The sequence below is a fragment of the Streptomyces sp. NPDC051173 genome (assembly GCF_040689515.1).
Lineage (GTDB): Bacteria > Actinomycetota > Actinomycetes > Streptomycetales > Streptomycetaceae > Streptomyces.
In genome coordinates, this window is sequence record NZ_JBFBBD010000063.1 from 18013 (window position 1) to 40730 (window position 22718).

The following is a 22718-nucleotide window of genomic DNA, read 5'->3' on the forward strand; positions in this document are numbered from 1 at the left end:
ACGACCTTCCCCTGCACCAGATCGGTCTGTCCGAGGAGGTAGCCGTGGCCGGAGACTGTGGCGACGGCTGTGGCTGCGGCGAGACGTTCGAGGCGGACGCCATGGAGTGCGGGCTCGACCCCGCGCTCGCCGAGCTGCTCGCCGACGCCGGCCTCGACCCGCTCCAGGTCGAGGACATCGCCCACCTCGCCATCGAGGAGGACCTCGACGGCGGCGAGGACATCACGACCGTCGCGACCATCCCCGAGGACGCCGTCGCCTCCGGTGACTTCACCGCCCGCGAGGACGGCACCGTCGCCGGTCTGCGCATCGCCGAGGCCATCCTCTCGGTCGTCTGCACCGACGAGTTCGAGGTCGAGCGGCACGTCGAGGACGGCGACCGGGTGTCGGCCGGCCAGAAGCTGCTGACCGTGCGCACCCGCACCCGCGACCTGCTCACCGCCGAGCGCAGCGCGCTCAACCTCCTGTGCCGCCTGTCCGGCATCGCCACCGTCACCCGCGAGTGGGCCGACATCCTCAAGGGCACCAAGGCCGCCGTCCGTGACACCCGCAAGACCACGGTCGGCCTGCGCGCCCTGGAGAAGTACGCGGTCCGCTGCGGCGACGGCGTCAACCACCGCATGTCGCTGTCCGACGCGGCGCTCATCAAGGACAACCACGTGGTCGCCGCCGGTGGCGTCGCCGCCGCCTTCCGGTCCGTCCGCGAGCGCTTCCCCGAGGTGCCGATCGAGGTCGAGGTCGACCGGCTCGACCAGATCCCGCCGGTCCTCGCCGAGGGCGCCGACCTGATCCTGCTCGACAACTTCACCGTCGAGCAGACCCGCGAGGCGGTCGAACTCGTGGCGGGCCGCGCCATGCTGGAGTCCTCCGGCCGCCTCACGCTCGTCAACGCCCGCGCCTACGCCGAGACCGGCGTGGACTATCTCGCGGTCGGCGCGCTCACCCACTCCTCCCCGATCCTCGACATCGGCCTGGACCTCCAGGAGGAGACCGCCTGATGCTGCTCACCATCGATGTCGGCAACACCCACACCGTCCTCGGCCTGTTCGACGGCGAGGACATCGTCGAGCACTGGCGGGTCTCGACCGACGCCCGCCGCACCGCCGACGAACTGGCCGTCCTGCTCCAGGGCCTGATGGGCATGCACCCGCTGCTGGGCGAGGAGCTGGGTGACGGCATCGACGGCATCGCGATCTGTTCCACGGTCCCCGCCGTCCTGCACGAGCTCCGCGAGGTCACCCGCCGCTATTACGGCGACGTGCCCGCGGTCCTGGTCGAGCCGGGCGTCAAGACCGGCGTGCCGATCCTGATGGACAACCCCAAGGAGGTCGGCGCCGACCGCATCGTCAACGCCGTGGCGGCCGTCGAGCTGTACGGCGGCCCGTGCGTCGTCGTCGACTTCGGCACCGCCACCACCTTCGACGCGGTCAGCGCCCGCGGGGAGTACGCGGGCGGGGTGATCGCCCCCGGGATCGAGATCTCCGTGGAGGCGCTGGGCGTCAAGGGCGCCCAGCTCCGCAAGATCGAGCTGGCCCGCCCGCGCAGCGTCATCGGCAAGAACACGGTCGAGGCCATGCAGTCCGGCATCCTCTACGGCTTCGCGGGCCAGGTCGACGGCGTCGTCGCCCGGATGGCCCGGGAGCTGGCCGACGATCCGGAGGACGTCACCGTCATCGCCACCGGCGGCCTCTCGCCGCTGGTGCTCGGTGAGGCGACGGTCATCGACGAGCACGAGCCCTGGCTCACGCTCATCGGCCTGCGCCTGGTCTACGAACGCAATGTCGCCCGCACATAGGGCCCGGCCCGGTACGGTCGGGGCCGCGGCGCGCCCGTAGGAATGCTCGCGCGGGCGCAACCGGGGGACCGCTCCAACTGTCCTGTCAGCTGCGGGACATCATCGTGCACAAGATGGGCGTGGAGCGTATGCGCAGGAAGCGGACAATGCGACGGCTCGCGGCCGCCGCCGCGGTGGCGGCGGCCGGACTGGGCCCGGCCGTCGCTCCGGCGTGCGCCGAGGAGCGGCCGAGCGCCGACTACCAAGCCGTCGCCCACCCCGTCGTGGGCCGCGTCGGCCAGACCGTCGAGGTCGAACTGGGCGTCAGGAACGGCGGCCCCGCCCCCGCTCCGGCCCAGGCCGGCCACGGCGCCGGTACGTACGAGGTGATCCCGCCCGCCGGGACCACCATCACCGCGGCACGCCCGCCGCGGGGCGGCAGCCGGCAGCCGTGCGTGGCGAAGGCGGCGCCCGCGGGCCCGGCCGCGTACGTCTGCGCGATCGGCGAGGACTTCCTCGCAGGGGACCTGAGGACGCTGAGCTTCCAGGTGCGCATCGACAGGAAGGTCGCGGGCGCGGAGGGCCGGGTGCAGGTCCTCGACCACGACGGAGGGGCCGTGCCCGACCCGGACCCGGCCAACGACTCGGCCCCGGTCCGCGTCGAGATCCTCGACCGGGACCCCGCCCCGGCCAGCACGGAGGACCCGGGCACCGACGGCACCCTCCTCATCGCCACCACGTCGGGCACGGCCCTGTCGGCCGGAGCGATAGCGGTGGGCGTCTCCCGCCGGCGTCAGCGCTGAAACACCCTCTGGGCTGAAACACCCTCAAGAACGTTGCGGGCCCGGCCCGTCGGGCGCCTGAGGTCCCGCGCTAGGTAGTGCATAACGGCGCAAACCCCCTCATGCCACGCCCAAAACGCACAGATCATACAATTTTGTCCGCTTAGCACTTAAAGTCAGCCCATGCCCACGCCCTATGGAACACGCGGCGGCATGGCGTTCAGCGCGGACGAACTGCGCGTGCTGCGCCGAGCCCTCGCCATCGCCCTCGACCCCCAGTCCGTGCACAGGTGCCCCGGCCCCGAGCGCGACGACGAGGTACGGGAGTGCCTCCGGCTCGCGGAGTCCGTGGACGAGGCGGCCCACGAGGGCGGCCGGATGCGCGCCTTCCTCCTCGCCGACCTCATCCGTTACCGCGCCGCACTGCCCGGGACCGCCGCCGGATACACCGAACGGCTCCAGAACGCCCTCTCGGCGGGCTACCAGCCCGACGCCGAGGACCTCTCGGCTCTGCGCAAGCTCTGCGCGGGGCCGTCCGGAGGCGCCGAGGCCGACCGCCGCCGCGCGCTGCTGCACCGCTGCGAGCACCTCGCCGAGCTCGGTGTGCGGGCGAGGCTGGCCGGCCGCACGGTCACCGGCGCGGTGCCCATGTCGCGGCCGGAGCCGCACCGTGCGCGCCTGCTCGCTCTCGCGGGCGGCCGGGCGGCGGGCGCGACGGCGATCGCGGCGGCCCCCGCCGCGCCGGAGGCCCGGCCCGACCCGAAGCCCGCGCCGAAACCGGAGCAGAAGCCCGTCCCGGCGGCGCCCTCGCCGAAGGCCCCGCGGCCCGACCGCCCCATTCCCACCCCCGGCGAGGTCTTTCCGCCACGCCGCAAGCCCGCCCCGCCGCCGGGGGCGGAGGTTTCCGACCCCCGGGTCCGGCCCGCCTGATACGCGCGTAATCTGGTCGGGTCGTTCAGCCAATCGCAGAATCCAGAACCAGAAGGAGCCGACGGCCATGGACTATGTCGCCGCGCTGGTCCCGCCCGTGGTGATGGCGGTCGCATTCATCGCGCTGATCGTGACGATCGTCAAGAGTCAGGGTGGCGAGAACAAGGCGAAGGAAGACGCCATCGTCGACGCCGCCATGGCCCGCACCGGGAGTGCCGAGCAGGCCTCCTAGAGCGGCACCCCGACGGCGTCCCCGACTTCCCGCCGGGGAAGCCGGTCTGCCGTTTGGGCGCACCGCGCCCACGAGGGCGTACGGTCCGAGACTGCATTTCTCGGTCGTACGCCCTTTTTCCTGCCCTGATAAACCGGCATTCTAGACATCTCCCACTATTGTTCGCGTGTGGTTCGACGCCTGGGTGATCTGGAAGACGCCGTGATGACGCGCGTGTGGGACTGGAACCGACCGGTCACTGTTCGAGAAGTGCTGGAAGACCTTCAGCGGGAACGGTCGATCGCCTACACAACGGTCATGACCGTAATGGACAACCTGTATCAGAAGGGCTGGGTCCGACGGGAAGCGGAAGGCCGCGCCTATCGATATGAGGCGGTCTCCAACCGGGCCGCCTACTCGGCCGCACTGATGAACGAAGCGTGGTCCGTCAGTGACAACCCGGCGGCCGCACTCGTCGCCTTCTTCGGGATGATGTCGGCCGAACAACGCGAAGCCCTGCGCGACGCCATCCGCGTCGTCCAACTCGACGGGCCCGCCGACGGCGCGGGGGCCTCCGAGCGATAGCGTCCGGTCATGCCCGCACAATCAAAAGTCGTCACCGTCCGCCGCGCCCGGACCAGCGATGTTCCGGCGGTGCGCCGCCTCATCAACACGTACGTTCGTGAGCGGATCCTGCTCGACAAAGCCACGGTCACGCTTTACGAGGACATCCAGGAGTTCTGGGTGGCGGAGCGCGACGAGGACGGCGAGGTCGTCGGCTGCGGCGCGCTCCACGTGATGTGGGAAGACCTCGCGGAGGTGCGCACTCTCGCCGTGGACCCGGCCGTCAAGGGCGGTGGAGTGGGCCACGCGGTACTGGGCAAGCTCCTCCAGACGGCCCGCTGGCTCGGCGTCCGGCGCATTTTCTGTCTCACCTTCGAAGTGGACTTCTTCGCGAAGCACGGCTTCGTGGAGATCGGTGAGACACCGGTCGACGGGGATGTCTACAGCGAGCTGCTGCGGTCCTATGACGAGGGCGTTGCCGAGTTCCTGGGTCTCGAACGGGTGAAGCCGAACACCCTTGGCAACAGCCGGATGCTTCTGCATCTGTGATCGCGGTCCCTATGTCCGGATCGCGCCCCTATCCCAGACCTCCGGAAGGCATCGTTCCCACGCGGAAGGCGGGCTGAACCTTCCCGGGGGGTTTGTGTTTTTCAGAGAAAGGCGGTTTGCTATTCCTCCGTAATCCCATTTTCCACTGAAAGGATTCCCCGTGGCACAGAAGGTTCAGGTCCTTCTTGTTGATGACCTCGACGGTGGCGAGGCGGACGAGACCGTGACGTTCGCGCTCGATGGCAAGTCCTACGAGATCGACCTCACCGCTGCCAACGCGGACAAGCTGCGCGGGGCGCTCGCGGACTACGTGAAGTCCGCCCGTCGCACCGGCGGCCGCGCCGTGGGTGCCCGTGGCAAGGCGCGCGCCGCCGTCACCGGTGGTGGCAGCCCCGACACCGCGAAGATCCGCGCCTGGGCCAAGAAGAACGGCTACAGCGTCAACGACCGCGGCCGTGTCCCCGCCGACATCCGTGAGGCGTACGAGAAGGCCAACGGCTGATCTCCCTTCGGCCGGCGCGTGCGCGCGTCCCCGGCGCGCAGCAACCGGGCCCGGTGGCACTCCGTAGCCGCCGCGCTCACGAGCCGCACGAGATCGGGGGCGCCCTCATCGCCCCCGAGGCCGGTCACCGGCAGCGTCGGCTCCACCTCGCTCCCCGGCTCGGGAGGCCGTACCCATACGGCCTTCCCCGTGCCGAGCGCCCCGATGTGCCCGCGGCCCTCGCCGGCGGGCACGGGCGCGACCATCCGGCCGCCCGACCCCAGCGCGGTCAGGTCCAGGGCCACCCCGCCCCACTCCAGCCAGTCGAGCAGCCCCGGCAGCTCTTCCGCGCTGCCGGCGGCGATCAGGAACCGCAGCCTCCGCGCTCGTTCGTCGAGCGCGACGGGCCCGGTCCGGCCCACCCGGGCGAGCACAGCGCGGCCGGCGTCCTGCGGCAGGTCGAGGACGTCGAAGCGCACCCCGGTCAGCAGCTCCAAGGGCTCCGCACCGGTGGTGGGCCAGCCCAGCTCATGCTCGTACCAGTGGCGTGCCTGGCACCATGGAGATGCGGGGCCGCAGGGGCGGGGGAGGGCGACGCTCATACGCGGTGCAACTGAGGAGCGCCCAAGAGGTTACGCAGGGTTGGTAGTTGGGCACGCTCCGTATAAGGGGCAAGGGGCGCACGGAGGCTCCGGAAGGCGCGAGGTTGTTCGCCCGTAGCTGAGGGGTGAGGGCCGCGCCGCATGGACCCGCGGTGCGTACGGGTAAGACATTCCCAGTGGGAAAGAGGCGGTACAGCAGCGGTCGGGGCCCGTCACCGGGGCGGTGAGGTGGTGCCGAGCGGGCGTGTCGGGCCAGGGGTGCGTTCGCCATGGGCGTAGTGGTGGTGAGCGTATATGCCTGGCCTGCGGGAACATCGTCTCCCACCATCGGGTTGGAGGAGTTGTCGGCTGTTCGGCAGCAGGTTTCCCCGCCGACGCGGGGGTGATCCGGACGGATGTCGGCAGTTGGAATGAGCTGTCCCGTCCCGCGGGACTAGCATGCGGAAGGACAGGGAGGGGACCGACCCCTAACTGCCTGACCGCTCTGAGGAGCGATTAACGATGTTCGAGAGGTTCACCGACCGCGCGCGGCGGGTTGTCGTCCTGGCTCAGGAAGAAGCCCGGATGCTCAACCACAACTACATCGGCACCGAGCACATCCTCCTGGGCCTGATCCACGAGGGTGAGGGTGTCGCCGCTAAGGCCCTGGAGAGCCTCGGGATTTCGCTCGAGGCGGTCCGCCAGCAGGTGGAGGAGATCATCGGGCAGGGGCAGCAGGCCCCGTCCGGGCACATCCCCTTCACTCCCCGTGCCAAGAAGGTCCTGGAGCTGTCGCTCCGCGAGGCCCTCCAGCTCGGCCACAACTACATCGGTACGGAGCACATCCTGCTCGGCCTGATCCGGGAGGGCGAGGGAGTCGCCGCCCAGGTCCTGGTCAAGCTGGGCGCCGATCTGAACCGGGTCCGGCAGCAGGTCATCCAGCTGCTCTCCGGCTACCAGGGCAAGGAGGCCGCCACCGCCGGCGGCCCGGCCGAGGGCACCCCCTCGACCTCGCTCGTCCTGGACCAGTTCGGCCGCAACCTGACGCAGGCAGCGCGCGAATCCAAGCTCGACCCGGTCATCGGGCGCGAGAAGGAGATCGAGCGGGTCATGCAGGTGCTCTCCCGCCGTACGAAGAACAACCCGGTCCTCATCGGCGAGCCCGGCGTCGGCAAGACGGCGGTCGTCGAGGGCCTGGCCCAGGCCATCGTCAAGGGCGAGGTGCCCGAGACCCTCAAGGACAAGCACCTCTACACCCTCGACCTCGGCGCCCTGGTCGCCGGCTCCCGCTACCGCGGTGACTTCGAGGAGCGCCTGAAGAAGGTCCTCAAGGAGATCCGCACCCGCGGCGACATCATCCTGTTCATCGACGAGCTCCACACCCTCGTGGGTGCGGGCGCCGCCGAGGGCGCGATCGACGCCGCCAGCATCCTCAAGCCGATGCTGGCCCGCGGTGAGCTCCAGACCATCGGTGCCACCACGCTCGACGAGTACCGCAAGCACCTGGAGAAGGACGCGGCCCTCGAGCGCCGCTTCCAGCCCATCCAGGTCGCGGAGCCGTCGCTGCCGCACACCATCGAGATCCTCAAGGGCCTGCGCGACCGCTACGAGGCCCACCACCGGGTCTCCATCACGGACGAGGCGCTGGTCCAGGCCGCCACCCTGGCCGACCGCTATATCTCCGACCGCTTCCTGCCGGACAAGGCGATCGACCTGATCGACGAGGCCGGATCCCGGATGCGCATCCGCCGGATGACCGCGCCGCCGGACCTCCGCGAGTTCGACGAGAAGATCGCCGACGTGCGCCGGGACAAGGAGTCCGCGATCGACTCGCAGGACTTCGAGAAGGCCGCCTCCCTGCGCGACAAGGAGAAGCAGCTCCTCGCCGCGAAGACCAAGCGGGAGAAGGAGTGGAAGGCCGGCGACATGGACGTCGTCGCCGAGGTCGACGGCGACCTGATCGCCGAGGTCCTGGCCACGGCCACCGGCATCCCGGTCTTCAAGCTGACCGAGGAGGAGTCCTCCCGCCTGCTGCGCATGGAGGACGAGCTGCACAAGCGCGTCATCGGCCAGAAGGACGCCATCAAGGCGCTCTCCCAGGCCATCCGGCGCACGCGTGCGGGCCTCAAGGACCCGAAGCGCCCCGGCGGCTCGTTCATCTTCGCGGGCCCGTCCGGTGTCGGTAAGACGGAGCTGTCCAAGACGCTCGCCGAATTCCTCTTCGGCGACGAGGACGCGCTGATCTCCCTCGACATGTCGGAGTTCAGCGAGAAGCACACCGTTTCCCGGCTCTTCGGCTCCCCGCCCGGATACGTGGGCTACGAAGAGGGCGGCCAGCTCACCGAGAAGGTGCGCCGCAAGCCGTTCTCCGTGGTCCTCTTCGACGAGGTCGAGAAGGCCCACCCGGATATCTTCAACTCGCTGCTCCAGATCCTGGAGGACGGTCGCCTGACCGACTCCCAGGGCCGCGTGGTCGATTTCAAGAACACCGTCATCATCATGACGACCAACCTTGGTACCCGGGACATCTCCAAGGGCTTCAACCTGGGCTTCGCCGCCCAGGGTGACGTCAAGACCGGGTACGAGCGGATGAAGGCGAAGGTCAACGAAGAGCTCAAGCAGCACTTCCGGCCCGAGTTCCTCAACCGCGTCGACGACACGGTCGTCTTCCACCAGCTCACCGAGGAAGACATCATCCAGATCGTCGACCTCATGATCGCCAAGGTGGACGAGCGGCTCAAGGACCGCGACATGGGCATCGAGCTCAGCTCGGAGGCCAAGTCGCTGCTGGCGAAGAAGGGCTACGACCCGATCCTGGGCGCCCGCCCGCTGCGCCGCACGATCCAGCGCGAGATCGAGGACATCCTCTCGGAGAAGATCCTCTTCGGTGAGCTCCGCTCCGGCCACATCGTGGTCGTCGGCATCGAGGGCGAGGGTGAGGAGAAGAAGTTCACCTTCCGCGGCGAGGAGAAGTCGGCTCTGCCCGACACCCCGCCGATCGAGTCCGCCGCCGGTGGCGCGGGCCCGAATCTCTCCAAGGACGCATAAGGCGCCCCGGTAACAGCCTGAAAAGGCCGGCCCCGGAACCGTACGGTTCCGGGGCCGGCCTTTTCCGTTTCCTCCGGTGGAATTCGCGCCCGGAATTGACGATCACGGCTCCGTGGGGCCGAATCGGGACACGCCTCCGGGGCGCTCGTTGCCCACCCGCAGGTTCCCGCCCGTACGGGCGTCCTTCGGCGTGAGGGTGAACGAGACCCGGTGCGTGCGCGTCGAGCCGCGGGATGCCTCCGCGTCCGCGCTGACGACCCAGGCCTTCACACCGCCCGAGCCCTTGAGGTCCCTGCGGATCTCCACGCTGAACTCCATGGCGATCGGGCCGACGTCGAAGACGACGTCCTGGCCCGTGCCGCGCGCCGCGGCCACCGTGAGGCCGTCACGGACGGCCTGGACGGCGTCCGCCAGCTCGATGTCGTCGATCTCGGAGTGGTGCGAATCGCTGCGCATGGCGGCGCCCCCCGGCGTGTGCGGGCCGTTGTCTGCTGGCTACGGGAGCGTACCGCCGGGGCACGGGCCTTGGTCCCGGAACGGCGGAGGCCGTACGTCCCGGTGCGGTGACAAGCCGCACAGGGCGAATTCCGACTACTACCCGCATTAGCGGGCGGGCAGGCGCCACAAAAGCGTGATTTTCCCCGGCGGGGCCCGGGGGTAGGGACCAAATGCCTTCGGCCCGGATACGAAATCCGCTAGTAGAAGGCGCCCTTGGCCGCCCGGCAATTGCGGGTTACCAAGGTATGGCGATCCCGGTCCGCAGCCGGGACTCATTCATGCCTGGAGGTATTTCTTCATGTCGAAGCGCACCGCTTTCCGTAACGCGAGCACGTCCGCCCTGCGCTCCCGCGCCGCCGTGGTGACGGCCGGGCTCGGCGCCTCGCTCGCCCTCGGAACCGGTGTGGCGCTCGCGGCGGACACCTCCACCACCCAGGAGCAGGTCCCGGCGTTCGCGTCCGTGGTGGCGCTGGGCGGCGCCCTGCACACCCAGGCCGAGACCCAGCTGAAGGCCGCCGCCAAGGAGCAGGCCGCCCAGGCCAAGGCCAAGCAGGACGCAGAGAAGCGCGCCGAGGACGCCCGCAAGGCCGCCGAGGCATCGCGCAAGCGCGCCGACGCCTGGGTCGCGCCCGTGGACGGCTACCAGATCGGCCAGCCCTTCGGGATCTCCGGCAACATGTGGGCCAGCAAGCACAGCGGCCAGGACCTCGTCGTGAACAGCGGCACGTCCGTGAAGGCCGTGCACGGCGGCACGGTCGTGAAGGCCGGCCCGAACGGCGGCGGCGACGGCCCGGCGTACGGCAACGCCATCGTGATCAAGCACGACGACAACACGTACTCGCAGTACGCCCACCTGTCGCAGGTCGACGTGCACGTCGGGCAGGCCGTCACGACCGGCCAGGAGATCGGCCTCTCCGGCTCCACCGGTAACTCCTCCGGCCCCCACCTGCACTTCGAGATCCGCACGACCCCGAACTACGGCACCGCCGTCGAGCCCCGCGCCTTCCTGAGCGCCCACGGCGAGAACCTCTGACGAAACCGCAGGTCAGAGGGTATGCGGGGGTCGTTGTCAGACCCCCGTGCCAGCATCGTCGTATGCAGCCGACGCAACTGAACGCGGCTCCTGACCAGGCGCGCCGCGCCGGATGCGCGGCCCGCCCCTCAGTCCGGGACCTGGATGATCGGGAAGCTGCCCGTGTTCGTCGGAGCGGACTCGGGCAGCCAGAGCACGGCGATCGCCCCGTGGCCCTCTCCCGACTCGGGGTCCGCGTTGCGGAAGGTGAGCCGCGCCCCGAGCACCCGCGCCTGGCCCGCCGCGATGGTCAGGCCGAGACCGTGGCCCTTGCCCGCCCGGTCCGAGCTGCCCGTGCGGAAGCGGCTCGGGCCCTCCTTCAGCAGCTCCTCCGGGAAGCCCGGCCCGTGGTCGCGCACGCGCAGCACGCGCCCCTCCACGGTCACCTCGAACGGCCCCTTGCCGTGCTTGGCGGCGTTGGCGAGCAGGTTGCCGAGGATGCGCTCCAGGCGGCGCGGGTCGGTGGAGACGTAGGCGTCGCGCACGACCTTGACCTGAGCCTGCGGTTCCGCGATCCGGACCCTGCGCAGGACGAACTCGCCGAGCCGGATGTCCTGCATCTCGGCCCGCTCCGCGAAGCCGTCCAGCCGGGCGACCTCGAGGACGTCCTCGACCAGGGTGCGCATGGCCTGGGCCCGGTCGCGGACGAGCTCGGTGGGGCGGCCGGGCGGCAGCAGCTCGGCGGCGGTGAGCAGGCCGGTGACGGGGGTGCGCAGCTCGTGGGCGATGTCGGCGGTGACCCGGCGCTCGGCCTCCAGCCGGTGCTGGAGCGCCTCGGCCATGCCGTCGACAGCCCTGGCCAGGTCGTCGGTCTCGTCCCGCACCCGTCCCCCGATGGCGTCGCGTACGCGCACCTCGGCGTCCCCGTCGGCAAGCTTGCGGGCGGCGGTGGCGGCCTTGCGCAGCCGCCGGGAGAGCTGGCCCCCGATGAGGATGCCGAGGGCACAGCCACCGAGCACCACCGCGACCGAGCCGATGATCAGTGCCCGGTCGAGGGCGTCGAGGATGGCGAAGCGGTCCTGGAAGCGGGTGTGGATCGAGAGGATCTTGCCGTTCCGCAGCGGGGTCGAGGCCCAGACCTCGGGGGTGCCCTTGCCGTCGGAGTCCTGGAGATAGGTGGCGCGCAGGCCCACGGCCGCGGCGTCCTTGAGCTGCTTGGGCAGCGCCGGGTCGTCCAGCTTCGCGTGGAGCATCAGCCGGTGGGTGCTCTCGTAGTAGCCCTGGGCGATCTGCACCCGCGAGTCCATCACGTCACGGGCGTTGTCGAGCATGGACAGCCGCGCGGCGTTGTGCACGACCAGGCTCAGCGCGACGGCCACCAGCGCGCTGACGCCGGCGATCGCGAGGCTGACCTTCCAGCGCAGGCCGGAGCGGAGGTTGAGCTTCACCACGGGAGGCCCCGGTGGTTCACCATCGGGTGGTCAGCCTCTGAGCTTGTAGCCGAAGCCACGGACCGTCTCGATGCGGTCCTGGCCGATCTTGCCCCGGAGCCGCTGCACATGGACGTCGACGACGCGGGTGTCGCCGCCCCAGCCGTAGTCCCAGACCCGCTCAAGCAGCCGGTCGCGGGAGAGCACCGTGCCCGGCGCCGCGGAGAATTCCAGCAGCAGCCGCATCTCCGTCGGGGTCAGGGCAACCGGCTCGCCGGCCTTGTGCACCTCCATGCCCTCCGTGTCGACCTCCAGGTCACCGAAGCGCAGCACACCGCCCTCGAGCGGCTCGGGCTCGTCGGCGGCGGAGCCCGCCCCGCCGGCGTGCCCGAAGCGCCGCAGCACGGCCCGTATCCGGGCGACGAGCACGGCACCGTCGAAGGGCTTGGTCACATAGTCGTCGGCCCCGGCCTCCAGGCCGAGCACGACGTCGATGGAGTCCGCGCGCGCCGACAGCATGATCACGGGGACGGTCGACTCGTCACGGATCCGGCGGCACAGGCTCACCCCGTCCAGCCCCGGCACCATGACGTCGAGCAGGGCGATGTCGGGCCTGCGGGCGCGGAAGCGCTCCAGCCCCAGCAGCCCGTCGGGCACCGCCGTCACCTCGAAGCCGTCGCGCTCCAGCGCCAGCTGGGTCGCCTCGCGGATGACGTCGTCGTCCTCGACGAAGAGCACATGCGTATCGGCCACGCTGCTCTCAGCCCTCCGTTCCCACGCTCGGGAGTTCACCCTTGTCGTTGTTGCCGACCTTGCTGAAGTCGGTGTGCGTGCGACTGGCCTCGCGGAACTCGTTCCCCGACCAGTGGTACGTCATGACGTCCTCGCCCGACGCACAGCACGCCGCGTCACCGGGACCGTAGACCTGCTTGGTGACCCGCAGGTCGCGGCGGTCTATCTCGGCGTAGACGGGCGGCTGCTCGGCCGCGAACACATTCTCGTACGAGTCGCCCTTGGCACGGTACACATACGAGGCGACCCCGAGGGAATCCCCGCAGGTCAGGATGTTGACGACCACGTCGTTGCGGGAGCCCTCGGTCACCTGCCCGTAGATCACGTCGACGGGGTACTGGTTCTTCTCGCACGGCTTGAGGTTCTTCTTGACCTGATCACTGACCTTGGGGTCGGACCTGATCAGCTTGACGGCGTCGATCTTCCCCTGGGTGGGGGCCGCCGAAGCCGCGGGCACACGGGTGGGCTTCGCCGCGGACTGGGTCTGCGCGGTGCCCTCCTTCCGCACGCCCTCACTGCCCGCCTCGCATCCGGCAAGCAGAAGACCGGCGGCTGCGGCCAATGCTGCGACCGTGCCGCCGGTGATCAGTGCCGGCTTGGTGGGAGCCGCCTTTTTCAGGCTGCGCACCGTTCCTGCCCCCGCTCGTTGCGCTCAAGGGCGTGGAAGTCCAGGTCGCGGCTCTCCAGTTCCTGACGCAGCCGGGCCAGCGCCCGGTGCAGCGTGCTCTTGACCGTGCCGGTCGACATGCCGAGCGCCTCCGCGGTCTCCTCGGTGCTCATCTGCTCCCAGTGTCGCAACACGACCACGCTGCGCTGCTTGGGTGCCAGGACTCCGAGGATGTCCATCAGCAGAGCCCGGTCGGCGTGCTGCTCCGTGCCGTCCTCGACGCAGGCGTCGGGGAGCTGCTCGGTGGGCACCTCGTCGAGCTTGCGGGCGCGCCACCACTCCGTACGAGTGTTGATCATGACACGGCGGAGGTAGGCGTCGGCAAGCGACTTGTCCGCTATGCCTTCCCAGCGGCCGTACGTACGCACCAGGGCGGTCTGGAGGAGGTCCTGCGCGTCGATGGGGTCCGGAACGAGGCGGCGGGCGCTGCGCAGGAGGGCGTCCTGACGGTTGCGCACGTACTCTTCGAAGTCCAGAACCTTGCCGCTGCTGGCCATCTTGCAGCCTCCATTCCGCTTGCATTCCCCGCGTCACGCTGGCGGTCCCCCAGCACGAGTAGGACGCTACGGAGGAGCTGTTGCGGCGCGATGCGCAGCAGCACTGCGGCTGGTGCACAGCTGTCCATAGGTTGTGTAACAGCGCCGAGGGAAAGCCGAAGAAATGGGGCGCAAAGGGGGCCGTCGGCCTTTGCTTTGTTGCCGTGACGTGGTCCTGGACACCAACGTCCGCCGGATCGGTCGCCGCCGCGAGCGCGGGGGAGCCGCGCCCGGCACGGCTACGTGAGCGGCAGCCGGTAGCGGCCCTCGGGCAGGGGTTCGACCAGGCCGTCCGCGACCAGCCCGTCGAGGGCGCGCGCCCGCTGCACCGGCTCGTCCCAGACCGCGTCCAGGGCCCGCTGCGGCACGGGCTCCAGGGCCTCGCGGAGCACGGCCAGGAGCTTGCCCCGGACCTGGCGGTCCGTGCCGGCGTAGGTCTGGCCGCGGCGCGGCGGGCCGTCGTGCGCCGGGGAACCGGCCGCCCGCCAGGCACACCGCGCGGCGATCGGGCAACGGGCGCAGCCGGGGGTGCGCGCCGTGCAGACGAGCGCCCCCAGCTCCATCGTCGCCGCCGCCCAGCGGGCGGCCACCGGCTCGTCGGCGGGCAGCAGCTCGCGCGCCAGCTTCCGCTCGGCGGCGGTGGTCGCGTTCGGCGGGTACTGCGCACCGCTCACGGCGCGCGCGAAGACCCGGCGGACGTTGGTGTCCAGGACCGCGTGCCGCTGCCCGTACGCGAACGAGGCGACCGCCGCCGCGGTGTACTCGCCGACACCCGGCAGCGCCAGCAGCTCGGCGTGGTCGTTCGGCACCTCGCCGCCGTGCAGCTCCGTGATCGCCGTCGCCGCCGCGTGCAGCCGCAGCGCGCGCCGCGGGTAGCCGAGCCGGCCCCAGGCCCGTACGGCCTCGCCGGGCGGCTCCGCCGCGAGGGCCGCGGGGCGCGGCCAGCGGGCGAGCCACTGCTCGTACACCGGCAGCACCCGGGCGACCGGCGTCTGCTGGAGCATGAACTCGCTGACCATCACCCCCCACGGCCCCGCTTCGGGGCGCCGCCAGGGCAGGTCACGGGCGTGCGTGTCGAACCAGGCGAGCACGGGGCCGTGCAGAGCGGCGTCCGTCCCGGGCACGTCTGCGGAGGGTGGCGAGATAGTCATCACCACGATCCTGACACGTTCCGGGAGGGCTCCGGCGCCGGGCGGAGCCGCATATGTGACTTTCGGCAGGGGCGCACGACCCGGTCGCCCGGTACGTTCGAACGGTGAGCCGCAGACCCGCCCTGACCACGGTGCTTCCGGACACCCTGCTCTGGGTGGCGCTGGCCGCGCCCGCCTTCGCCGCCACCGGTCTGGGGCTGAACACACCGCGGCCCTGGTGGCAGTCGGCGTGCGCCGTCGTCCTCCTCGCCGTCGCCGTCGTGGCCTCCCGTACGCGGCCGGTGCTCGGGCTGCTGCTCGTCGCGGGCATGGGCCTGGCCACCTCGCCGTCGCTCTTCACGCTCTCGTACGGGCCCGCGCTCGCCGTCCTCGCCTATCTGCTCGGCCGCCGCTCGGCCCGGGCCCGGCCCGCGCCGTACGCCTTCGCGGCGATCGCCGCGGCGGGCACGCTGCTCGTCGTGGGGCGGGGCTTCGACCCTGTCGTCGAATGGCTGGTTCTGATCGGCACGCTGCTCTTCGGGGCGGTCTTCCCGTGGCTGGTCGGCCGCTACCGCCGCCAGGACCGCGAGCTGGTGGCCGCCGGGTGGAGCCGTGCCGCGCAGCTGGAGCGCGAGCAGGTGATCGTCGCCGACCGCGCCCGGCTGCGCGAGCGCGCCCGCATCGCCCAGGACATGCACGACTCCCTGGGCCACGAACTGAGCCTGATCGCGCTGCGGGCGGGTGCCCTCCAGGTGGCACCCGGGCTCGACGCGGAACAGCGCGCGGCCGCCGCGGACCTGCGCGGGGCGGCGGCGGACGCCACCGACCGCCTCCGCGACATCATCGGCATCCTCCGCGACCCCACGACGCCCCAGGCGGCACCGGTGCCCCCGCTGGCCCCGGCGGACGAAACCATTCCGGCCCTCGTGCAGCGGGCGGCCGCCTCCGGCATGACCGTGAGCCTGCGCTGCGACGGGCCCGCCGCGGTGCCGCCCATGGTCGAGCGCGCCGCCCACCGCGTCGTCCAGGAAGCCCTGACGAACGCGGCCAAGCACGCGCCCGGCGCCGAGGTCACCGTGACCGTCGAGCACGCCGCGGTCGCCACCGCCGTGACCGTCGCCAACGGACCCGCACCCGCCGCGCACACCCCGCCCCGCACCGTCCCCGGCGGCGGCACCGGGCTGCTCGGCCTGCGCGAGCGCGCCGCCCTGGCCGACGGGAACCTCTCCGCCGGGCCGTGCGACGGCGGCTTCCGCGTCCGCGCCCACCTGCCCCACACGCCTCCCGCGCCCGCCGGGGAACAGGAACCGCCGCACACCGGTGGGGCCGAGGCGCTCACCGTCGCCTCGGAGGCCGGGGACCTCGACGCGTTCGCCCGCGCCCGGCGCGTGTCCCGGCGGCGCGTCGTCGTGCCGTTCGCCGTCGTCGGCGGGTGCGCCGCCGTCTTCGTCGCGGCCGCCTTCGGGTGGTATGCCTACATCAAGGCGCACTCCGTGCTGACGCCCGCCGACTACGCGGAACTGCGCGTCGGCGCGCCGTACGCCGCGGTCGAGCCGCTGCTGCCGGACCGCCGCGTGGCCGAACCGCCGGTCCGGCGGACCCTCGCGGCACCGCCCGCCGGGGCGCAGTGCCGCTACTACCGGGCCAGCGGCGAGCTCTTCGTCAGCGTCGACCACTTCCGGCTCTGCTTCCGCGACGGGCTGCTGGTCGCGAAGAGCCGCATTCCCCGCATCGGCACGACCGAAGTCGTCGAACAGGAGGAGAAGGAGTGGGTGCGGTGACAGGAGAGGCCATCAGGGTCCTGCTCGCGGACGACGAGGCGATGATCCGCGCGGGCGTCCGGGCCATCCTCGGCGCCGACCCCGGCATCGAGGTGGTCGCCGAGGCCGCGGACGGCCGGGAGGCCGTGGAGGCGGCACAGGCGCACCGTCCGGACGTCGCGCTGCTGGACATCCGGATGCCCCGGCTCGACGGCCTCGCCGCGTGCGAGGAGATCCGCCGCACCACACCCGGCACGGCCGTCGCCATCCTCACCACCTTCTCCGAGGACGCCTACATCTCCCGCGCCCTCGGCGGCGGCGCCACCGGCTTCCTCCTCAAGTCCGGCGACCCGTACGAGCTGATGGCCGGCGTGCGGGCGGTGGCCGACGGCGGCGCCTACCTCTCGCCCAAGGTCGCCCGGCACGTCATCGCCGAGCTGGGCGGCGAGCGGCTGACGCGCGGCGCCGCCGCCCGCGCCCGCACCGCCGGGCTGACGGCGCGCGAGCGCGAGGTGCTGGCGCTGCTGGGGGAGGGGCTCTCCAACGCTGGCATCGCCCGGCGCCTGCACCTCGTGGAGGGCACGGTCAAGGGCTACGTGAGCGCGGTCCTGGACCGGCTGGAGGTCGGCAACCGGGTGCAGGCCGCGATCATCGCGTATGAGGCCGGACTGGTCACCGGCGACTGACCGGGGTGGAATGGGGATCATGAGCGAGACCGGGCAGCGGCCCCCGAACGAGATCAGGGCGGCCCTCGACGCCCACACGACCATGACCCTCGCCTACGCCGACGAGGACGGCCCCCAGGCGTGCGCCGTCCTCTACGCGAGGGCGGAGACCGCCGACGGCGGCCCCGCCCTTCTCTTCGTCACCTCGGTCACCACCCGCCACGGCCGTGCCCTCCTCGACGGGGGGCCGGTCGCCTTCACCGCGCAGCGCGACGGCCAGGTGTGGACCGCCCTGACGGGCATTCAAGGACGCGGCGCCTGCCGCCGCCTGGAGGGCGCGGACCGCGAGGCGGGGTGGCGTACGTACGGCACGCGCTATCCGTACGTGGACCGGAACGAGAAGCTCCGACAGGCGATGGAACGCACCGATCTGTGGGAGCTGCGCCCCGACTGGCTGCGGCTTGTCGACAACGGCCAGGGCTTCGGACACAAGACGGAGTGGACTCACCACCCCAACGTGTGAACTCCCGTCATGCCTTGACGAGTGCGCTCCACCGGCCGTCGCTCCACCGCTCCACCAGCCTGGTGGCGGAGCGTACGAACAGCCGGGCGGCCAGCAGCGCGACGACGGTGCCGAGCACCAGGCCCGCGGCCACGTCGTGGGGGTAGTGCACGCCCAGGAAGACCCGGGAGAAGGCCACCAGCAGCGCCATGGGCACCACCAGCCACGCCGCCACGGGGCGCGCCAGGACGATGCCGGTCGCCATGACGGCGGCCAGCGTCGCGTGGTTGCTGGGGAAGGAGTAGTCGTTCGCCGCCGGGCAGGGGGCGATCGAGGTGACCGCGTGCGCCACCGCCCGGCACGGCCGCGCCTCGTCGACCAGGCTCTTTACGACCTCGCTGATCCCGTACGCCACGGCCGTGCCGACCGGCACCAGGAGCGCGAGGGCCACCTCGCGCGCGCCGCGCCGCCGGGCCAGCCACCAGACCACGACGGCCGTCGCCGCCAGCAGCAACAGTCCGGCCTGGGTGCCGACTTCCGCGAGGCTGTGCACCCAGCCCGGTGTGGAGTGCGCGTAGTCGGTGATGTCGCGGTAGAGATCGTCGTCCATGATTCATGGAGAGTACGGAATGTCACCCCCGCACCACATCGGGCGATCGGCATGCGGCGAGCCTGACTTTCGTCAGGTATCGACAACGGAATGCCGTCGTCCTGCGGGCTGATGATGCGAAAAGTAGGCACCCGCCCGGCGGGTATGGGCTGGTGCCCCGCCCGATCTCTCGTAGAGTCTTCGCGTGGGATCTCTGCGCAATCCGATCGGGCCGCTTCCCTCCTCCATCTATTGGCGGCGGAGGGCAGTTGCGCTTGGCCTGCTCGGCCTTCTCGTACTGCTGGGACTGTGGATCGTCAGCTTCGGGGGTGACGGTGGCGGCTCCGGCAAGGACCAGGGCAAGGGCTCTTCGGACGGAAAGGGCCCGGCACAGACGACCATCACGCCCGGCCCCGTTCCCTCGGGCACCTTCAACAGCCAACGGCCGGGCGGCCGTGGCGACTCGGGCACGAGCGGCAGCGGCGGGGTCGCGAACGACCACGGTGACACCGGGGGCTCAGGGGGCTCAGGCGGTGGCACGGGCGGTTCCGGGTCCGGGGGCTCCGGCGGTGGCAGCGGAGTGCTGGGCACCGGCGACGGCAAGGTCGTGCCGGCCGGCGCCTCGCTGCCCGACTGCACGTCAGGATCCGTGCGCCTGACGGTGCGCAGCGTCAAGGACTCCTACGGCCCGGACGAGAAGCCGAAGTTCGAGATCGTCGTGAAGAACTCCGGCGGCTCGGCCTGCAAGGTCGACTTCGGGTCCACGGCGGCCGTCCTGAAGATCACCGACGCCGGTGGCGACGACCACGTCTGGTCCTCCGACGACTGCCCCCGGGGCAAGGGCGCCGTCCTGATCGAGCTGCCCGGCTCGGGTGAGACGAAGCGGACGCTGGAGTGGGACCGCAAGAAGAGCGCCCCGCAGTGCGCGACGCCGTCCGGCGCCTCGTCGGCGGACGCGGGCACCTACCGGGTGGAGGTCAAGGTGGCCGGGGTCACCGAGAAGTTCGAATTCACCCTCGACAAGAGCTGACGCCGAAGAAGCGCTGTGCGGGCCGGAACCTCCGGCCCGCACAGCGCTTCCTCACACACAGCGGCAGCGCCGCGTCAGACGTAACGCTCCAGGATCGACGACTCCGCGAGCCGCGAGAGGCCCTCGCGGACCGAGCGCGCGCGGGCCTCGCCGACGCCGTCGACGGTCTGGAGATCGTCGACACTGGCGGCGAGCAGCTTCTGGAGGCCGCCGAAGTGGTCGACCAGCCGCTCGATGATCGCCCCCGGCAGCCGCGGCACCTTCGCCAGCAGGCGGTAGCCGCGCGGGGAGACCGCGGAGTCCAGCGTCTCGGGCGATCCGCTGTAACCCAGCGCGCGGGCGACGATGGGCAGTTCGAGCAGCTCGGCGTGGGTCAGGGAGTCCAGCTCGGAGAGCGCCTCGGGCACCGTACGCGTGCGCTTGGCGGTCGGCTCGGGGACGTAGTCCCGCACGACCAGGTCGCGCTCCGGCTCGACGCCGGCGATCAACTCGTCCAGCTGGAGTGAGAGAAGACGGCCGTCGGTGCCCAGCTCGACCACGTACTCCGCGATCTCCGTGGCGATCCGGCGGACCATCTCCAGCCGCTGGGACACCGCCGTGACGTCCCGGACGGTCACCAGGTCCTCGATCTCCAGGGCGGAGAGCGTGCCCGCGACCTCGTCCAGCCGGAGCTTGTAGCGCTCCAGGGTGGCGAGCGCCTGGTTGGCGCGGGAGAGGATCGCGCCGGACTCCTCCAGCACGCGCCGCTCACCGCCCACGTACAGCGCGATCAGCCGCATCGACTGGCTGACCGAGACCACGGGGAATCCGCACTGGATGGAGACGCGCTGCGCGGTGCGGTGCCGGGTGCCGGTCTCCTCGGTGGGGATGGAGGCGTCCGGCAGGAGCTGGACGCCCGCCCGCACGATCTTGGTGATGTCCTTGTCGAGGATCAGCGCGCCGTCCAGCTTGCACAGCTCACGCAGCCGGGTGGCCGTGAACTCCACGTCGAGGACGAAACCGCCCGTGCACATCGACTCGACGGTCTTGTCCATGCCCAGGACGATCAGACCGCCGGTGTTGCCGCGAAGAATGCGCTCGAGTCCGTCGCGCAAGGCCGTGCCGGGCGCGACGGCGCTCAGCGAGGCGCGCATCAGACCGTCGGCACCGGAGGAACCCCCGGCCTTGCCGGGGCCCGATGCCCGGTCGTTGGCTGCCACTGCACTCCTCCGGTCGCAAGGTCAACGGTGCCGCAGGCCGCCCTGCCGTCCGTACGTACGGGCGAGACCAGGGCAAAGTCTACTGGCGTATTCCGGCGCCCAGCCTATTAAAGGGGCCTCTCCTCAGGTTCGGACAGGGCTCTGTTCCGACGGGGCGTCCGCCCCGGCTTTGCGCCGGTTCTCCCGGGGTACCCGCTTGGGCAGCACTCGAAGCGCCTCGCCTATGTCCGCGACCTCCAGGACCCGCATCCCGCTGGGGATCTTCCCGGGGTCGCCCGGCACCAGCGCGTGCGTGAACCCCAGCCGGGCCGCCTCCGCCAGCCGCCGCTGCACACCCGTGACCCGGCGGACCTCGCCCGCCAGCCCCACCTCGCCGATGGCCACCAGGTTCTTCGGCAGCGGGGTGTCGCTCGCGGCGCTCGCGAGCGCGAGCGCGACGGCGAGGTCGGCGGCCGGCTCGGAGAGCTTCACCCCGCCCACCGTGGCGCTGTAGATGTCCCGCTTGCCGAGCGCGCTGATGCGCCCGCGCTGCTCCAGCACGGCCAGCATCATCGACACCCGCGACGTCTCCAGGCCGGACGTGGTGCGGCGCGGCGACGGGATCTGGGACTCGACCGTCAGCGCCTGGACCTCGGCGACCAGCGGACGGCGGCCCTCCAGCGTCACCGTCAGACAGGTGCCCGGCACGGGCTCGTCGCGCCGGGTCAGGAACAGCCCACTGGGGTCGGCGAGCCCCGTGATGCCCTCGTCGTGCAGCTCGAAACAGCCGACCTCGTCCGTCGCGCCGTAGCGGTTCTTCACACCGCGCACCAGGCGCAGGCGGGCGTGCCGGTCACCCTCGAAGCTCAGCACCACGTCCACCAGGTGCTCCAGCAGCCGGGGACCCGCGATCGCGCCGTCCTTGGTGACATGGCCGACCAGCAGCGTCGACATCCCGCGCCCCTTCGACGCCCGGATCAGCGCGCCCGCCACCTCGCGCACCTGCGCCATGCCGCCCGGTGCCCCGTCGATCTCCGGCGAGGCCACGGTCTGGACGGAGTCCATGATCAGGAGGGACGGCTTGACGGTGTCGAGGTGCCCGAGGACGGCGGACAGATCCGTCTCGGCGGCCAGATAGAGGTGGTCCGAGAGGGCGCCGATCCGGTCGGCGCGCAGCCGGACCTGGCTCGCGGACTCCTCACCGGTGACGTAGAGGGTGCGGTGCTCCTCGGAGGCGGCCTTGGCCGCCACGTCCAGCAGGAGAGTCGACTTGCCGACACCGGGCTCGCCCGCGAGCAGCACGACGGCGCCGGGCACGAGCCCGCCGCCGAGGACCCGGTCCAGCTCGTCGACCCCCGTGCTCCGGGCCGTGGCCTGCCGGCCGTCCACCTGCGCGATCGGCACCGCGGCAGAAGTCACCCGCCCCGGCGCGGTCGTCCGCACGGCGGGCGCGCCGAACTCCTCCACGGTCCCCCAGGCCTGGCACTCGGGGCAGCGACCGAGCCACTTCGCGGTGGTCCAGCCGCATTCTGTGCAGCGGTAGGAGGGGCGGTCCTTGGCGGATCGTGCGGTGCGGGCAGCCATGTTGGTCACCGTATCTGGGGGGACTGACAGTTGGGGTGCGGGCTGTTTGTGCCGGGGGTGGGGTGGCCTCGGTCGTGGGCCGGGCCGGGCTGGGTGTGTGGGGTTCGCCCTTCGGGCGTGGCCTCAAGCGCCGGCCGGGCTGGGTTTGTGGCTGGGCCGGGGGTGTGGCCTCCGGGCTGAGGACCTGGAACGCGGTGCGTGGCGCCGCCTTACGTATTGAGTGCCGTGACAACGCACCGCGTTCCAGAACCCCACCCTCCGGCCCCACCCCCTCCGCCGGTGGGTACGTTCAAGGCCGGTGGATGCGCCTTTCTTTCCCGCCGGGTGCGCGAAATCCAGCCCGTTGGGGGCACCTCCCAGCGGTAGCTGGGGGAGTTTGAGGACGCGCCCGCTGGGGGCACCTCCCAGCGGTAGCTGGGGGAGCC

24 protein-coding genes are annotated in these 22718 nt (G+C 71.5%); 14 read left to right on the plus strand and 10 right to left on the minus strand.

The window, feature by feature from the left end; genetic code table 11:
* Positions 1 to 26 precede the first annotated feature (26 nt).
* The 8 genes from nadC to AB0435_RS26405 all read left to right on the plus strand — a co-directional run bounded on the left by nadC (position 27) and on the right by AB0435_RS26405 (position 5312).
* Positions 27 to 998 carry a carboxylating nicotinate-nucleotide diphosphorylase gene (nadC, locus tag AB0435_RS26370; RefSeq protein ID WP_366428111.1) on the plus strand — a complete coding sequence of 324 codons (972 nt, stop codon included), beginning with the start codon at positions 27 to 29 and terminating at the stop codon, positions 996 to 998.
* The gene (locus AB0435_RS26375) at positions 998 to 1795 is read left to right on the plus strand and encodes a type III pantothenate kinase (RefSeq protein WP_366006386.1); all 798 of its coding nucleotides are present in this window, start codon (positions 998 to 1000) and stop codon (positions 1793 to 1795) included. Before nadC ends, AB0435_RS26375 begins: the two co-directional genes overlap by 1 nt.
* Before the next feature lie 146 nt (positions 1796 to 1941).
* Positions 1942 to 2577, plus strand: coding sequence for a hypothetical protein (locus tag AB0435_RS26380; protein WP_366428104.1), 636 nt, complete (start codon positions 1942 to 1944; stop codon positions 2575 to 2577).
* 162 nt (positions 2578 to 2739) lie between these two features.
* Positions 2740 to 3486: a hypothetical protein gene (locus tag AB0435_RS26385; RefSeq protein WP_366006388.1), complete on the plus strand. Its 747-nt coding sequence runs from the start codon at positions 2740 to 2742 to the stop codon at positions 3484 to 3486.
* A gap of 67 nt (positions 3487 to 3553) precedes the next feature.
* Positions 3554 to 3718, plus strand: a complete 165-nt coding sequence (locus tag AB0435_RS26390) for a hypothetical protein (protein ID WP_366006389.1) — start codon at positions 3554 to 3556, stop codon at positions 3716 to 3718.
* Positions 3719 to 3886: 168 nt separating this feature from the next.
* Positions 3887 to 4282 carry a BlaI/MecI/CopY family transcriptional regulator gene (locus tag AB0435_RS26395; RefSeq protein ID WP_366006390.1) on the plus strand — a complete coding sequence of 132 codons (396 nt, stop codon included), beginning with the start codon at positions 3887 to 3889 and terminating at the stop codon, positions 4280 to 4282.
* A gap of 9 nt (positions 4283 to 4291) precedes the next feature.
* Positions 4292 to 4810, plus strand: coding sequence for an amino-acid N-acetyltransferase (locus tag AB0435_RS26400; protein WP_361528670.1), 519 nt, complete (start codon positions 4292 to 4294; stop codon positions 4808 to 4810).
* A gap of 160 nt (positions 4811 to 4970) precedes the next feature.
* The gene (locus AB0435_RS26405) at positions 4971 to 5312 is read left to right on the plus strand and encodes an Lsr2 family protein (RefSeq protein WP_366428105.1); all 342 of its coding nucleotides are present in this window, start codon (positions 4971 to 4973) and stop codon (positions 5310 to 5312) included.
* On the opposite strand, the gene AB0435_RS26410 is transcribed toward AB0435_RS26405, so the two are convergent.
* A complete protein-coding gene (locus tag AB0435_RS26410; RefSeq protein WP_366428106.1) occupies positions 5243 to 5893 on the minus strand; it encodes an SCO3374 family protein in 651 nt (216 codons plus the stop codon). The genes AB0435_RS26405 and AB0435_RS26410 overlap by 70 nt on opposite strands.
* 501 nt (positions 5894 to 6394) lie before the next feature.
* Here AB0435_RS26410 and AB0435_RS26415 point away from each other — a divergent pair.
* Positions 6395 to 8920 (plus strand): ATP-dependent Clp protease ATP-binding subunit, encoded by a 2526-nt coding sequence (locus AB0435_RS26415; RefSeq protein ID WP_366006393.1) that lies wholly within the window; start codon positions 6395 to 6397, stop codon positions 8918 to 8920.
* A 102-nt stretch (positions 8921 to 9022) separates the two neighbouring features.
* On the opposite strand, the gene AB0435_RS26420 is transcribed toward AB0435_RS26415, so the two are convergent.
* Positions 9023 to 9376 carry a trypco2 family protein gene (locus tag AB0435_RS26420; protein WP_366006394.1) on the minus strand — a complete coding sequence of 118 codons (354 nt, stop codon included), beginning with the start codon at positions 9374 to 9376 and terminating at the stop codon, positions 9023 to 9025.
* A gap of 340 nt (positions 9377 to 9716) precedes the next feature.
* Here AB0435_RS26420 and AB0435_RS26425 point away from each other — a divergent pair, with 340 nt between their 5' ends.
* Positions 9717 to 10451 (plus strand): M23 family metallopeptidase, encoded by a 735-nt coding sequence (locus AB0435_RS26425; protein ID WP_366006395.1) that lies wholly within the window; start codon positions 9717 to 9719, stop codon positions 10449 to 10451.
* A gap of 128 nt (positions 10452 to 10579) precedes the next feature.
* Here the strand turns inward: AB0435_RS26425 and cseC are convergent, their stop codons facing one another.
* The 5 genes from cseC to AB0435_RS26450 form a co-directional block, all read right to left on the minus strand.
* Entirely contained in the window at positions 10580 to 11881 is a 1302-nt protein-coding gene (gene cseC, locus AB0435_RS26430; protein ID WP_366006396.1) for a two-component system sensor histidine kinase CseC, read from the minus strand.
* Between the two features lie 30 nt (positions 11882 to 11911).
* Positions 11912 to 12613, minus strand: a complete 702-nt coding sequence (gene cseB / locus AB0435_RS26435) for a two-component system response regulator CseB (protein WP_366006397.1) — start codon at positions 12611 to 12613, stop codon at positions 11912 to 11914.
* Positions 12614 to 12620: 7 nt separating this feature from the next.
* A complete protein-coding gene (locus tag AB0435_RS26440) occupies positions 12621 to 13280 on the minus strand; it encodes a hypothetical protein (protein WP_366006398.1) in 660 nt (219 codons plus the stop codon).
* Positions 13268 to 13816 (minus strand): SigE family RNA polymerase sigma factor, encoded by a 549-nt coding sequence (locus AB0435_RS26445; RefSeq protein ID WP_121801639.1) that lies wholly within the window; start codon positions 13814 to 13816, stop codon positions 13268 to 13270. Before AB0435_RS26445 ends, AB0435_RS26440 begins: the two co-directional genes overlap by 13 nt.
* Positions 13817 to 14094: 278 nt before the next feature.
* Entirely contained in the window at positions 14095 to 15006 is a 912-nt protein-coding gene (locus tag AB0435_RS26450; protein WP_366428107.1) for an A/G-specific adenine glycosylase, read from the minus strand.
* 104 nt (positions 15007 to 15110) lie between these two features.
* On the opposite strand from AB0435_RS26450, the gene AB0435_RS26455 reads away from it, so the two are divergent.
* Genes AB0435_RS26455 through AB0435_RS26465 form a run of 3 tightly spaced genes read left to right on the plus strand, consistent with a single transcriptional unit; the run spans position 15111 to position 17933 of the window.
* Positions 15111 to 16766: a histidine kinase gene (locus tag AB0435_RS26455; RefSeq protein ID WP_366428108.1), complete on the plus strand. Its 1656-nt coding sequence runs from the start codon at positions 15111 to 15113 to the stop codon at positions 16764 to 16766.
* A 41-nt stretch (positions 16767 to 16807) separates the two neighbouring features.
* Positions 16808 to 17431 (plus strand): response regulator transcription factor, encoded by a 624-nt coding sequence (locus tag AB0435_RS26460; protein WP_366006408.1) that lies wholly within the window; start codon positions 16808 to 16810, stop codon positions 17429 to 17431.
* A 19-nt stretch (positions 17432 to 17450) separates the two neighbouring features.
* The gene (locus AB0435_RS26465; RefSeq protein WP_366006401.1) at positions 17451 to 17933 is read left to right on the plus strand and encodes a pyridoxamine 5'-phosphate oxidase family protein; all 483 of its coding nucleotides are present in this window, start codon (positions 17451 to 17453) and stop codon (positions 17931 to 17933) included.
* Between the two features lie 7 nt (positions 17934 to 17940).
* On the opposite strand, the gene AB0435_RS26470 is transcribed toward AB0435_RS26465, so the two are convergent.
* Positions 17941 to 18522 carry a phosphatase PAP2 family protein gene (locus AB0435_RS26470; protein WP_366006402.1) on the minus strand — a complete coding sequence of 194 codons (582 nt, stop codon included), beginning with the start codon at positions 18520 to 18522 and terminating at the stop codon, positions 17941 to 17943.
* Between the two features lie 184 nt (positions 18523 to 18706).
* On the opposite strand from AB0435_RS26470, the gene AB0435_RS26475 reads away from it, so the two are divergent.
* A complete protein-coding gene (locus AB0435_RS26475; protein ID WP_366006403.1) occupies positions 18707 to 19531 on the plus strand; it encodes a hypothetical protein in 825 nt (274 codons plus the stop codon).
* Positions 19532 to 19605: 74 nt separating this feature from the next.
* Here the strand turns inward: AB0435_RS26475 and disA are convergent, their stop codons facing one another.
* Together disA and radA are read right to left on the minus strand one after the other, a co-directional pair.
* Positions 19606 to 20730 carry a DNA integrity scanning diadenylate cyclase DisA gene (gene disA / locus AB0435_RS26480; RefSeq protein WP_116213224.1) on the minus strand — a complete coding sequence of 375 codons (1125 nt, stop codon included), beginning with the start codon at positions 20728 to 20730 and terminating at the stop codon, positions 19606 to 19608.
* Between the two features lie 123 nt (positions 20731 to 20853).
* Positions 20854 to 22293 carry a DNA repair protein RadA gene (gene radA / locus AB0435_RS26485; protein ID WP_366006404.1) on the minus strand — a complete coding sequence of 480 codons (1440 nt, stop codon included), beginning with the start codon at positions 22291 to 22293 and terminating at the stop codon, positions 20854 to 20856.
* Positions 22294 to 22718 lie beyond the last annotated feature (425 nt).